General features: G+C 49.9%; 10 protein-coding genes, 1 tRNA gene and 1 pseudogene. 6 read left to right on the forward strand and 6 right to left on the reverse strand.

The genetic code is table 11. The features are described from left to right. Positions 1 to 65: 65 nt before the first annotated feature. Positions 66 to 1091: pseudogene (thiO, locus tag IQE94_RS15470) on the reverse strand (glycine oxidase ThiO); the annotation flags it as partial. Between the two features lie 185 nt (positions 1092 to 1276). Between thiO and ruvB the strand changes: the two are divergent. The 3 genes from ruvB to secA all read left to right on the forward strand — a co-directional run bounded on the left by ruvB (position 1277) and on the right by secA (position 5749). Further along, the gene (gene ruvB / locus IQE94_RS15475; RefSeq protein WP_212720373.1) at positions 1277 to 2353 is read left to right on the forward strand and encodes a Holliday junction branch migration DNA helicase RuvB; all 1077 of its coding nucleotides are present in this window, start codon (positions 1277 to 1279) and stop codon (positions 2351 to 2353) included. A gap of 36 nt (positions 2354 to 2389) precedes the next feature. After that, positions 2390 to 2788, forward strand: a complete 399-nt coding sequence (locus IQE94_RS15480; RefSeq protein ID WP_212720371.1) for a DUF4253 domain-containing protein — start codon at positions 2390 to 2392, stop codon at positions 2786 to 2788. A 162-nt stretch (positions 2789 to 2950) separates the two neighbouring features. Further along, on the forward strand, positions 2951 to 5749 hold the full coding sequence (secA, locus tag IQE94_RS15485; RefSeq protein WP_223342267.1) for a preprotein translocase subunit SecA: 2799 nt from the start codon (positions 2951 to 2953) through the stop codon (positions 5747 to 5749). A 94-nt stretch (positions 5750 to 5843) separates the two neighbouring features. Here the strand turns inward: secA and IQE94_RS15490 are convergent, their stop codons facing one another. Together IQE94_RS15490 and IQE94_RS15495 are read right to left on the reverse strand one after the other, a co-directional pair. After that, on the reverse strand, positions 5844 to 6503 hold the full coding sequence (locus IQE94_RS15490) for an MBL fold metallo-hydrolase (protein WP_223342268.1): 660 nt from the start codon (positions 6501 to 6503) through the stop codon (positions 5844 to 5846). A 101-nt stretch (positions 6504 to 6604) separates the two neighbouring features. Next, on the reverse strand, positions 6605 to 6826 hold the full coding sequence (locus tag IQE94_RS15495) for a hypothetical protein (protein WP_212720365.1): 222 nt from the start codon (positions 6824 to 6826) through the stop codon (positions 6605 to 6607). Between the two features lie 226 nt (positions 6827 to 7052). Here IQE94_RS15495 and IQE94_RS15500 point away from each other — a divergent pair, with 226 nt between their 5' ends. Beyond that, positions 7053 to 7856: a PspA/IM30 family protein gene (locus tag IQE94_RS15500; RefSeq protein WP_212720363.1), complete on the forward strand. Its 804-nt coding sequence runs from the start codon at positions 7053 to 7055 to the stop codon at positions 7854 to 7856. Positions 7857 to 8265: 409 nt separating this feature from the next. On the opposite strand, the gene rpsN is transcribed toward IQE94_RS15500, so the two are convergent. The 3 genes from rpsN to IQE94_RS15515 all read right to left on the reverse strand — a co-directional run bounded on the left by rpsN (position 8266) and on the right by IQE94_RS15515 (position 9885). Beyond that, positions 8266 to 8568 carry a 30S ribosomal protein S14 gene (gene rpsN, locus IQE94_RS15505; protein WP_010873571.1) on the reverse strand — a complete coding sequence of 101 codons (303 nt, stop codon included), beginning with the start codon at positions 8566 to 8568 and terminating at the stop codon, positions 8266 to 8268. Between the two features lie 96 nt (positions 8569 to 8664). Then, positions 8665 to 8737, reverse strand: a tRNA-Arg gene (locus tag IQE94_RS15510). Positions 8738 to 8790: 53 nt separating this feature from the next. Further along, a complete protein-coding gene (locus IQE94_RS15515) occupies positions 8791 to 9885 on the reverse strand; it encodes a pentapeptide repeat-containing protein (RefSeq protein WP_223342269.1) in 1095 nt (364 codons plus the stop codon). 228 nt (positions 9886 to 10113) lie between these two features. On the opposite strand from IQE94_RS15515, the gene IQE94_RS15520 reads away from it, so the two are divergent. Both IQE94_RS15520 and pstS read left to right on the forward strand, forming a co-directional pair. Continuing rightward, positions 10114 to 11124: a PstS family phosphate ABC transporter substrate-binding protein gene (locus IQE94_RS15520; RefSeq protein ID WP_212721991.1), complete on the forward strand. Its 1011-nt coding sequence runs from the start codon at positions 10114 to 10116 to the stop codon at positions 11122 to 11124. A 164-nt stretch (positions 11125 to 11288) separates the two neighbouring features. Continuing rightward, a complete protein-coding gene (gene pstS / locus IQE94_RS15525) occupies positions 11289 to 12428 on the forward strand; it encodes a phosphate ABC transporter substrate-binding protein PstS (protein WP_212720359.1) in 1140 nt (379 codons plus the stop codon). Positions 12429 to 12442 lie beyond the last annotated feature (14 nt).

The raw sequence follows: 12442 nt of genomic DNA on the forward strand, positions 1-12442 counted from the left end.
TTGGGAGTTAAAAAACGTTGGGGGCTAAAAGCTTTGATGAGGGGGGGAATGTTCCGGTCTAGAATTAAATCGCTGATCAGACCGCCGGTGATGGGAGCTAGTAAAATGCCATTACGGTAATGCCCGATCGCCAAAATGAGATTATCACAGGGGCCATAGCCCAAGAAAGGTAATTCATCGGGGGTGCCGGGACGAAATCCCCACCAAAAATCCTCAATGGCCCAATCGGCTAGGGCCGGGAAAAGTCTGATAGCTCGGCTTAATAGGGTCTGAATACCCTGGGGCGTATTATGGGGCTCCCAGTCCACCCGCTCGGAGGTGGCCCCCACAATTAAGCGACCATCCTGCCGGGGCACCAGATAGGTTTGGGGTCCAAAAAGTACCCTTGGCAAAGGATAGGGTTGGTGAGTCGCCGCTGGCATCCGCAGGGCCATCATTTGACCTTTGACCGGGAATACCGGCAGGGGCAGTAATTCCTTGGCCCAGGAGCCGTTTGCTAAAACATAGGTATCTGCCTGAAAAGACCCCTGATCTGTCAATAGTGTCGTTACCTGGCCATGGCGCTGGGCGATCGCCTGGACGGTGACTCCTTCCTGGATGCGAACCCCAAGGGATTGGGCCGCTTGCCGTAGGACGCTGATTAGTTTGCGATTATCTACCTGACCGTCATCGGGATGCCACCAACCACCGATCACATCTTCCCCTAACCCCGGTTGGTAGTGGCGGATGGTTTCCTCGTCTAACCAAGGACTACTGCTGATACTAGGAACCTTGCCATGGGGCGCTTCGAATACAGGGGAGAGTATGCCACAGGGGTTATAACCCGTTTCCATCCCCGTCAATTGTTCCAGTTTTTCTACCCACTCTCCATAACGCCAGCGGGACGCTAAACAAAGTTCCAGCATCGGGCCTGGGGCAATTTGTTCTGCGTGGGGGGCCAACATCCCCGCCGCCGCGTGGCTCGCCGCCTGGGCAAAGTCTCGACTCAGCACCGTGACCTGTAACTGTCTCTGTTTTAATTTCAGTTCAACGGCGATCGCCAAACCGATGATGCCACCGCCGATAATGAGAACGTCACTGGTTGTTTGCATAACCTTAAAAAATCAACCCCTGAATGCTTAAACGCCATGGGTAAATCGGTGGGGGAAGTACCTAATTTCAGGTTAGCGGATTATCGAAAGCTGGGGGGCTTTTTCCCCATGGCCTTGGCAACCCGACGGCGATCGCCAATGTAGGATGGGGGAGTACTGACCAGAGCTGAGCATTCCCCTGCGCCATGGCCATCAAACGTTCCGGCAACCAAAATTCTTCCTCCAATATTAAATCTGATCTGCTTTCCCCGGAAGTCACGGCCCAGGAACGAAATGCTAACCCTAGCTTTGAACCCCCAGAGGCATCCCTACGGCCCCAAACCCTAGACGATTACGTCGGCCAACGGGATCTTAAGGAAGTGTTACGCATTGCCATCCAAGCGGCCCAGGGCCGACAAGAGGCGATCGACCATCTCCTGCTATACGGCCCACCAGGGTTGGGCAAAACCACATTAGCTCTAATTTTGGCGGAGGAAATGCAGGTACGGTGCAAAATCACTGCGGCTCCAGCATTAGAACGACCCCGGGACATCACAGGGATATTGTTAGCATTGCAACCGGGAGATATTTTATTTATCGACGAAATTCACCGTTTAAATCGCTTAACGGAGGAACTACTCTACCCCGCCATGGAAGATTTTCGCTTGGATATCACCATGGGCAAAGGGCAAAGTGCCAAAGTCCGTAGTTTAAATTTGGCCCGGTTTACCCTGGTGGGAGCCACCACCAAAGTCGGTTCCCTTACTTCCCCGTTGCGAGATCGATTTGGCCTAATTCAAAGACTAAGATTTTACGAGCTAGATGAATTGCAACAAATTATTCTCCGCACCGCCGGTTTATTAGCTGTGCCCATTTCTCCGACCGGGGCCCAGGCGATCGCCATGCGAGCTAGGGGTACTCCCCGCATTGCCAACCGTTTACTGAAAAGGGTGCGGGATTACGCCCAGGTAAAGCAACAGCCGGAAATTACCCCAGTCCTAGCTTCGGAAGCGTTGGATTTATACCAAGTAGATAAACGGGGTTTGGATTGGACCGACCGCTTAGTTTTGCAAACTTTAATTGAACAATTCCAGGGCGGCCCCACCGGTCTAGAGGCGATCGCCGCCGCCACGGGGGAAGATGCTAAAACCATCGAGGAAGTGTACGAACCCTACCTGCTCCAAATTGGTTACCTGGCCCGCACCAGCCGAGGCCGCATTGCCACTGCCGCCGCCTACGAACACCTAGGGTTAACCCCCCCCAATCCCCTGCTACCTTGGTAGAAAAGTTTAGGCGTAGTCAAAAAATTCGTTTATCCTATGTTCGATCCAACGGCAATTGTTGAGCAACAAACCAACGGCATTAACTACGACATCACCACCGAAGACTTGATTGCTAAGCTTCAACAATGGGATGGGCAATATGGTATTGAAATCAGTGAAGTGGCTTTTGATAGTCTCATAGTCCGCTTTCAGAACTTACCAACGGATTTGAAAGCCCTAGCTGGGGAAATTTATGAATTTTGTCCTGATGTTATTGACCAGGGATTTGGCTGTTTCGATGATGCCCTGCCGATGATGATCGCTTCTGGTCGGGAGCTTCCCCCAGAAACCCAACTGCTATTGACAGGGGTGGATTGGAACGATCCAGATTTTGGTCTGACCATATTGGAAAATTCCCTCCGCCAAGACCAGGCAGTTTTCCTTTGGTGGGACTAGAGCAAATATCCCATTTTCCCCTTTCTGATAACACCGATACAGAATGTTACAATGGGTTCTCGAACCATCGTCTCCGTCCTTGGTCAACATTGACAAAACGGCGATCGCCTGGCCGTCAAAATTTTCCCCTCGACTTCCCTCCGGTTCCCTACCCCAAGTCCCATGTTAAAAGCTCTCTTCGGTGATCCTAATACGCGTAAACTGAAAAAGTTTCAGCCCTACGTGGCGGAGGTCAACCTCTACGAAGAGGACATCGAAAACCTGTCTGATGACGAATTGAAGCATAAGACCGTCGAGTTTCGGGAGGCATTGGACAAGGCCCGCAGCGATGCGGAAACAGAAGAAATTTTAGATGAAATTTTGCCGGAGGCCTTTGCCGTTGTTAGGGAAGCGGGGAAACGGGTACTCGGTATGCGTCACTTTGACGTGCAACTGTTGGGGGGGATCATTCTCCACAAAGGGCAAATTGCGGAAATGAAAACCGGGGAAGGGAAAACCCTGGTGGCCACTTTGCCCTCCTATTTGAATGGTTTAACGGGGAAAGGGGTTCATGTGGTGACAGTGAATGACTACCTGGCCCGACGGGACGCGGAATGGATGGGACAAATCCATCGCTTTTTGGGCCTAACGGTGGGTTTGGTACAATCCGGTATGACCCCAGAGGAAAGGAAAAAAAATTACGGTTGTGATATTACCTACACCACCAACAGTGAATTGGGGTTTGATTACCTGCGGGACAATATGTCCACGTCCATGATTGAGGTGGTACAACGCCCCTTTAACTTTTGCATTATTGACGAGGTCGACTCGATTTTAATTGATGAAGCCCGTACTCCCTTGATTATTTCTGGCCAAGTGGAACGGCCGACGGAGAAATATCTTCAAGCCTCGGAAATTGCCGCCCAGTTACTTCCGGAAGAACATTACGAAGTGGACGAAAAACAACGTAATGTCTTGATGAATGACGAAGGTTTTGAAAAGGCAGAACAATTATTAAAAACCAACGACCTATTTGATAAAAACGATCCCTGGGCCCACTATATTTTCAACGCTATCAAAGCGAAGGAATTATTCCTCAAGGATGTGAACTACATTGTCCGTAACGGGGAAGTGGTGATTGTCGATGAGTTTACCGGCCGGATTATGGTGGGTCGCCGCTGGAGTGATGGCCTACACCAGGCGATCGAAGCTAAAGAACGGGTGGAAATCCAAAAAGAAAGCCAGACGTTGGCTACCATTACCTATCAAAATTTCTTTTTGCTTTATCCCAAACTTTCCGGCATGACGGGGACAGCAAAAACGGAAGAAACGGAATTGGAAAAGGTTTATAACCTCCAGGTGACCATTACCCCCACCAACCGTCCTTCCAGCCGTCAGGATTGGCCCGATGTGGTCTATAAAAACGAGGAGGCGAAGTGGAAAGCAGTAGCCCTGGAGTGTGAAGAACTGCACCAACAAGGTCGCCCCATCCTGGTAGGTACTACTAGTGTGGAAAAATCCGAGGTTATTTCCCGGCTGTTGCAAGCTAGCGGCATTCACCATAATTTGCTCAATGCCCGGCCAGAAAATGTGGAACGGGAGTCGGAAATTGTCGCCCAAGCAGGACGAAAAGGAGCCGTTACCATTGCCACCAACATGGCTGGTCGGGGTACGGACATTATCCTGGGGGGTAATGCGGATTACATGGCCCGCCTCAAGGTGCGGGAATATTTGATGCCAAAAATTGTCCGCCCGGAAGATGATGAGTTGGGGGCCGGAGTAACAGGTTGGGTGAGCGGTCGAGAAAAACCCCAGGGCTTTGGTAATCAAAATGGCAAGAAAAAGGTCAAAACTTGGCAGGTGTCGCCGGATATTTATCCCACTACCATCAGCCAAGAAACGGAGGATCTGCTCAAAAAAGCAGTAAAGTTTGCGGTGGACCAGTACGGTCTGCAAAGTCTGACCGAATTAGAGGCGGAAGATAAATTGGCGATCGCCTCGGAGAAGGGCCCCACCGATGATACTGTCATTCTCAAATTGCGGGAAGTCTATAACCAAATTCGCCGGGAGTACGAAGTGCTGACTTCGGCGGAACATAAAGAAGTGATTGAGTTGGGGGGATTGCACGTTATTGGTACAGAACGCCACGAGTCCCGTCGAGTAGATAACCAACTGCGGGGGCGGGCTGGTCGTCAGGGGGATCCCGGTTCCACTCGCTTTTTCCTCAGCCTGGAAGATAACCTATTACGAATCTTCGGTGGCGATCGAGTAGCGGGACTGATGAACATGTTCCGGGTGGAAGAGGACATGCCCATTGAATCGAAAATGCTCACCGGATCCCTGGAGGGAGCCCAGAAGAAGGTGGAAACCTATTACTACGACATCCGTAAGCAGGTGTTTGAGTATGATGAAGTAATGAATAACCAGAGGAAGGCCATTTATGCAGAGCGGCGGCGGGTATTGGAGGGACTAGATCTGAAGGAACAGGTATTGGTCTACGCCGAAAAAACCATGGATGAAATCGTCGATGCCTACGTTAATCCGGAATTACCACCGGAGGAATGGGACGTGGAAAATATGCTCGATAAGGCTAAGCAATTTGTCTATCTGCTCGAAGACTTAACGGTGGAAGACTTGGGAGATATGACCGTATGGGAAATGAAAACCTTTTTCCATGAAGAAGTCCGCAAGGCCTATGATCTCAAGGAGAACCAGGTGGACAAAGTGCGCCCCGGTTTAATGCGGGAAGCGGAACGGTATTTCATCCTGCAACAGATTGATAATCTCTGGCGGGAACATCTCCAGTCCATGGAAGCCCTGCGGGAGTCCATTGGTTTGCGGGGTTATGGACAAAAAGATCCCCTGATTGAATATAAACAGGAGGGTTATGAAATGTTCCTGGAAATGATGATCGATATCCGCCGTAACGTGGTTTATTCCCTGTTCCAGTTCCAACCCCAGCAACAACCCCAAACCGTTTAACCCCAATGCTTACTCAGTTTTTTGGGAGGAGAGGGGATCGGGACCAACGCTATTTCCCCAGTTTGATTGGGTACCTAAATGGTTCTAGACCCGGTCATATCTTTGCCTGAAATTCACTGAGCATTGATTCCACTGCGTTCCTTGGGTTTACGCACCATTGTTCCCCCCGCAAATAACCCACATTCCCCCCTGGGCAAACCGCTTTCAGGGGCAGATTGTTGTCATCCAGATAGCGATAAATTTTTTCTACACTGGCTTGCTGGCGGGGCCAATGGAACGTTTTTGTCTGTCGTATTGCCCTTAAATGGCCTTCACCATTTGGTAGTAAATGGCGGCCAGTGAAAAGAATGCCGTCGTTCTCTCCCCAGTAATAACAACTGGCACCAGGGGAATAACCGGGAGTCCAGATGGCAGTGAAGGATGGGGCGATCGCCAATTGCTCCCGAAATCGACAAATTTTTACCCCTGGCAATAGGTAGGCTTCCTGTTCCTGCACCACCACCTGACAACCCAACTTTTCCTGAATTGTTTTTACTTTGGGACCATGGCCATCCCGATGAGTAAGACATAGCCAGCGTACCTGGCCTCGTTGCTTCAACCACTCCTCAATTTCTCCATGCCAAGCCGGACAATCAATTAGCACATTGCCCTCCCCGGTGGTTAATAAATAGGCGGTGCCTCCCAGCGTGTCCCGATTAGGCGCAAAACGATACAGATTCGGTAGAATTTGACAGGGTAATTTGGCGATCGCCATGGAAAAATAGGTTGCGTGTAGAAAAATAATGACGGAAAAATTTGGGGGCTAGAGCAAAATCTTGTCAGCAGACTGGGGATACTGATTAAGCCCAAGCCCAACTACTTTAACTGCTCAAGTTGTTTTTCCCTCATTTCACTGGGCTTTCTAATTTTTGGTTTAGGGGTCGCCCCTAATAATTTTTGATTAATTTGTTCCCTGGTGTTTTTGCTGTAGCTAGCCCAAGGATCTGGCAAAAACATATCACCGATGCTGATAAAAGCCAGGCCAGCAATCACGACCGGAATAGTAAGGGAGCGCAAAATTTTGAATAGATTGGCCATAACGCTATGCCTCCATAATCAAACATCGATTGAACTACCTGTGTTTCCATTGTAGGGTAGGGCACCATAGCGAAAGCTAGTAAAACCAACTCCAAGGCTGTCTAGTGTCTGCGGGCTTGGTTTAAACTGGATCAACATAGGGCAAACTTCTTAGTCCCCCTAAAGCGGACTTCTGTACAGACCCCCATTCGTTAACCCCCAGCGATTTTGAGAGGATAAGTAAGACATGGGATTATTTGACCGTCTAGGCCGCGTCGTCCGGGCTAACCTCAACGACCTCGTCAGTAAAGCTGAAGATCCAGAAAAAGTGCTGGAACAGGCCGTAATCGATATGCAAGAAGACCTGGTGCAACTCCGCCAGGCCGTTGCTCGCACGATCGCCGAGGAAAAACGAACAGAGCAACGTCTTCACCAGGACACCCAGGAAGCAAAAAAATGGGAAGAACGGGCAAAATTAGCCCTCACCAATGGGGAAGAGAATTTGGCCAGGGAAGCTCTGGCCCGCAAGAAAAGTCTGACGGATACGGCGGCGGCATACCAAACTCAGTTGGCCCAGCAAAAGGCCATGTCGGAAAACTTGCGGCGCAATCTGGCGGCCCTAGAAGCAAAAATTTCCGAAGCTAAAACCAAGAAAAATATGCTACAAGCCAGGGCTAAGGCGGCCAAGGCTAATGCTGAACTACAGCAAACTCTGGGAGGCATAGGTACCAGCAGTGCCACCGGTGCCTTTGAACGGATGGAAAACAAAGTGTTGGATATGGAAGCCACTTCCCAAGCCGCGGGGGAGTTGGCCGGCTTTGGCATCGAAAACCAGTTTGCCCAGTTGGAAGCTAGCAGCGGGGTAGAAGATGAGTTGGCCGCTCTCAAAGCGTCCATGTCCGGTGGTGCATTACCTGGAACTTCCGCCGCTACGCCCCAACTTGAAGCATCCCCGGTTGATTCTTCGGTGCCGGCCAATAATACTGGCCAAGATGATGCGGTGATTGACCAGGAATTGGACAATCTAAGGCGTCGATTAAACGATCTGTAGGTCGGGCATTGGGCCTATTCCCACGCCCATGTCATTACAGTTTGAGCAAAGGAAAAATTAACTGGGCGAAAAACTTTATTGGTAATTCGTCCGGTTTCTTTCATCTCGATCCCCAGCAAAATGGTGATCGATTGACTCCCAAAGGCGATCGCCGTTGAAGTTTTTCTTAGCAAATTTTTGAGGAGGTTAGCCTCGCTTGCGGAGCCTTGCCAGTGCATACAAGTTGACGACAAGGATAAAAAATCCCCACAAAGTTGAGGCTGGGGGGAAATTAAAGGCTAATTAAAATTTAAAGTAGCAATTCTAGTTACTGCAGTTAAATGGGCCAGGCTAAATCCCCACAGGTCACAACAATGGGGAATAGCTCAAACAATTCCGCTGGCTAAAGCTAGGTATAGGTAACAGGTAACTACCAGCTAGATTTGGTCACACCGGGCAGAAGGCCTTGGTGGGCCCATTCCCGCAGCACATTGCGGCAGAGACCAAAATCCCGGTAGTAGGAACGGGGACGGCCTGTGACTTGGCAACGGTTGCGACGACGGTTGGGGGCGCTATTGCGGGGTAAATCCTGCAATTTTTGGTGGACAGCTAATTTGTCTTCTAGGGTTTCAGCTTGACGGAATTCTTCTTTGAGCGCTTCCCGTTTAGCAGCATACTTTGCTACCAAGCGGCTACGACGCTTATCCCGCTCGATCATGGATTTTTTTGCCATCGGGGTTTAACTTTATTTCTTTAGTCTAAAATTGAGCAATCCCCATTCTATCACACTGCTTGGGGACAGGAAGAGTGAAAAAACAATGGAGCTAGACGAACACGGAGGGATTCGAACCCCCGACCCTCAGGACCGGAACCTGATGCTCTATCCACTGAGCTACGTGTCCAGGACAACTTTTGGTTTGTTTCCTTCCTTTAAGGAAAGAAATCACACCAGCTATCAGCGTAACATTTCCTGCACCGATTCGGAAGCCAACTGAGCCCCATTTTCCAACAACCAGGCTTGCCGACTAGGGGGGAGCCCTGGATTATCGCCAAAGTACAGGTTTTCCACCCTTGCCCCGCTGAAATTGACGTTTTGGAGAGTGGCTCCCCGCAAATTTGCGCCCCTTAGGTCTGTGCCGATTAAAGTTGCCACGGCTAAACTGCTTTTGCGGAAATCCGCTTGATGAAGGTTTGCTCCTTCAAGGTAGGCTCCACTCAGGTCTGCACCCCGAAAGTTAGTGCGGCGGAGATCGGCATTGCTCAAGTCGCTATCTGTAAGAATAGCTCCCCGGAAATTACCATCCATCAGTAAGCTGTTACTAAGGTCGATGCCGTTGAGGTTAGCGCCCACGAATTTGCCTCCGGCCAAGTCCCGTTGTGAGTCTAAGCCAACTAATTTTGCCAGGGCCAGGCAATCTAAATGGGGGGAATTGATTACCGATTGAAGGCGATCGCCAAGGTTAACGGTGTTTGCTTCGGTTACGATGCGATTATTTTCGACATTGTACAGAGGTTGCCAAATAATTTGGGGATCATCAGCATCGTCTGATTTGGTCAAGAGCCATTGGCCCCAACAAAGGGCCGGAGTTAGGTAATTTTCTGCCACAAACTTAGCCAACAGACGATCAGCAATGGCCAACTGGTTCGGACTCACATCCGGCGGCCAAAGACCCTGGGTTTCGGCGATCGCCACCTGGCGAGCTTCTGCTTTAACTTCTGCTTGGAGTCGAGCCCATTGTCCAGTCAGGGCGAGTTCAACATTTACGGCTTGGGGAGCAACGCTCTCTGAGGTAAAAATTGTCTCCCCCACATTGAAAAAATTTTGCCCATGGTTGGTGGTTGCCCCTTCAGCTTGGACGGATAAACCAATGCCCCGGAGCCAAAAACGTAGTTTTCCCCCCAATAGTGATAACCATTGGCCGTTAGGTTGGGGAGTTAAAGTCAAAGCCAGATGGCCCTTCTCCCCCTGGACATGCCAATGAAAATCCGCCCTTAAGGCCATGGCCGTGGCATGAGGATTGAAAATTTCAAGGGAGGAAAAGGTCGCCATAGTCACAGAAATTAGCTTTTTTCTCAAGTCTAGGTTAATCAGGGCAAAAAGTCCCCTGGACAGACCCTAGGGTCAAAACTGAACAGCTTGAGCTTTAACCAAACCTTTACTGGGGCTTAACCTTTAACCACACTGGGCGACCTTAATATACAAAAATGTTGATGGATGCCCGAAAGCTCCCTTCAACGGTTAATCAAAATCGACCACCCTGGGGGCGGAGAAGTAAAAATGTTTGATTTACGTCGATTGAGCCGGGGCATTGTCCCTATGGCTTTGCTCTTGTTGGGAATTTCTGCTTGTACACCATCCCAGACCAACCAACCGATCGCCATTGATGGTTCGAGTACGGTTTATCCCATTACCGAGGCGATCGTAAAAGACTATTCCGCAGGGAAAGAGGTCGCTGAGATTGATGTAAAATTTTCCGGTACTACCGGGGGGTTTCGGGCATTTTGCGAGGGCAAAACCGATATTGCCGATGCGTCTCGCCCCATTAATAAAGAAGAAATGAAATTATGCAACGAAAACCAAGTGAGGTATGTGGAGTTGCCCATTGCTTTCGATGCCATCACTGTGGTTGGTAATCCGAAAAATGATTGGCTTAAAAGTTTGACCGTCGAAGAACTAAAGCGCATTTGGGAGCCGGCCGCCGAAAAAACCTTGACCCGCTGGAACCAAGTCCGGCCTGAATTTCCTGACCAACCCATTAACCTGTATTCCCCCGGGGAAAATTCTGGCACCTTTGATTACTTTACCGAGGCGATCGTTGGTCAAGCTGGAGCGAGTCGTTTAGATAGCTTAAAAAGTGAAGACGATGAAATTTTGGTGCAGGGAGTTGTCCAAGACCTTTATTCCCTAGGCTATTTTGGTTTTGCCTACTACGAAGCTCGTATCGCTGACTTGAAAGCCATTGGGGTGGATGACGGTAAAGGGCCAGTGCTACCCTCCCGGGAAACGGTGGAAAAATCTGAGTATCAACCCCTATCCCGTCCTTTATTTATTTATGTCAATGCGACTAAAGCCCAAGAAAATCCAGCCCTACGGGAATTTGTCGATTTCTATCTAGCCAATGTCCCAACCACTGCCACCAAGGTCGGTTACATTCCCCTACCCCAGGAAGCCTACGATTTAGGAAAAATTAGTTTTAACAAAGGGGAAGTGGGCACAGTCTTCGACGGCAAGAGTGACCTGGACCTGACCATTGGCGAGTTGTTAAAGAAACAAGCCTCCTTTGAATGATAGGCAACTAGCAAGACTATCAAGGGGCAAGTATTAGGGATTCCAAACAAGAAAATCCGAATTCCCATAGGCCTTAACCTTGCCTTTACCATGGTCTGGCTTAATGACTGTATCATGAGCAACTGTTTAGCCAGATTATACAAATCCGCGTCGAGAACACATCAATGACTACTTTCAAGCAGATTAAAAAGTTGTCCAAGCATTTAGTGCCCACAGCTTCTGTCCTGGCACTAACCGTTGGTCTGGCGGCCTGTGGTGGCGGTGGTGGTGGCGACACAGCCCAAACCGGTGGTGGCGATTCTACTGCCGCAGATGCCTTTGCCAATAAAGTTTCCTTGACCGGTGCCGGTGCTAGTTTTCCTGCTCCCCTTTACCAAGGCTGGTTTGTTGCCCTCAATCAAGCTGTGCCTAACTTAGAAGTTAACTATCAGTCCGTGGGTAGTGGGGCTGGGGTTGAGCAATTCATGAGTAAGACCGTGGATTTTGGTGCCAGTGACGTGGCCATGAACGATGAAGAGATTGCCCAAGTGAATGGTGAAGTCATTATGTTACCCATGACCGCTGGGAGTGTGGTTATGGCCTATAACTTGCCTGGCGTCGAGGGCTTGAAACTATCCCAGGAAAATTTGGCTGGCATTATGCTAGGCAACATCACCACCTGGAATGACCCCAAACTGGTGGCTGATAACCCCGATCTAACCTTGCCCGATCGCCCGATCACGGTGGTGCATCGTTCCGATGGTAGCGGTACCACGGCCGTTTTCACCATGAACTTGGCCGCTATGAGTCCCGAATTCAAGGAGACCATTGGCGAAGGTAAAACCGTAGAGTGGCCCACAAGTAAAGGTAAATTCATCGGTGGTAAAGGCAATGAAGGGGTGACCGCTGGCATTCAACAGAATGAAGGGGCCATTGGTTACGTTGAGTACGGCTATGCCACCAACAATAACCTCACCATGGCTAGTTTGCAGAACAAGGATGGACAGTTCATTGTCCCGACCGATGCAAACGCTTCGGCTACATTGGCCGCAGTGGAACTGCCAGAAAACCTGCGGGAATTCATCACCAACCCGGCTGGGGCTGAATCCTATCCCATTGTTACCTATAGCTGGATGTTGATTTATCCCCAGTACGCCGATGCAGAAAAGGCCAAGGGCATAGAGGCAATGGTGGAGTTTGGCTTGAATGAAGGACAAACCATGGCCCCTGCTTTGGGCTATGTGCCCCTGCCGCAAAATGTACGAGAAAAAGTGGCCGCCGCCGCTGACAAGCTTTCTCCCGATTACACCATTACCCTCAAGTAATTTAATCTCAAATA

The sequence above is a fragment of the Synechocystis sp. PCC 7339 genome (assembly GCF_019924095.1).
Taxonomy (GTDB): domain Bacteria; phylum Cyanobacteriota; class Cyanobacteriia; order Cyanobacteriales; family Microcystaceae; genus Synechocystis.

What these genes read in the sequence shown, in the direction of transcription:
- ruvB (WP_212720373.1), top strand. Translation starts at nt 1,277, where the DNA reads ATGGCCATCAAACGTTCCGGCAACCAAAATTCTTCCTCCAATATTAAA.
- IQE94_RS15480 (WP_212720371.1), top strand. Translation starts at nt 2,390, where the DNA reads ATGTTCGATCCAACGGCAATTGTTGAGCAACAAACCAACGGCATTAAC.
- secA (WP_223342267.1), top strand. Translation starts at nt 2,951, where the DNA reads ATGTTAAAAGCTCTCTTCGGTGATCCTAATACGCGTAAACTGAAAAAG.
- IQE94_RS15490 (WP_223342268.1), bottom strand. Translation starts at nt 6,503, where the DNA reads ATGGCGATCGCCAAATTACCCTGTCAAATTCTACCGAATCTGTATCGT.
- IQE94_RS15495 (WP_212720365.1), bottom strand. Translation starts at nt 6,826, where the DNA reads ATGGCCAATCTATTCAAAATTTTGCGCTCCCTTACTATTCCGGTCGTG.
- IQE94_RS15500 (WP_212720363.1), top strand. Translation starts at nt 7,053, where the DNA reads ATGGGATTATTTGACCGTCTAGGCCGCGTCGTCCGGGCTAACCTCAAC.
- rpsN (WP_010873571.1), bottom strand. Translation starts at nt 8,568, where the DNA reads ATGGCAAAAAAATCCATGATCGAGCGGGATAAGCGTCGTAGCCGCTTG.
- IQE94_RS15515 (WP_223342269.1), bottom strand. Translation starts at nt 9,885, where the DNA reads ATGGCGACCTTTTCCTCCCTTGAAATTTTCAATCCTCATGCCACGGCC.
- IQE94_RS15520 (WP_212721991.1), top strand. Translation starts at nt 10,114, where the DNA reads ATGTTTGATTTACGTCGATTGAGCCGGGGCATTGTCCCTATGGCTTTG.
- pstS (WP_212720359.1), top strand. Translation starts at nt 11,289, where the DNA reads ATGACTACTTTCAAGCAGATTAAAAAGTTGTCCAAGCATTTAGTGCCC.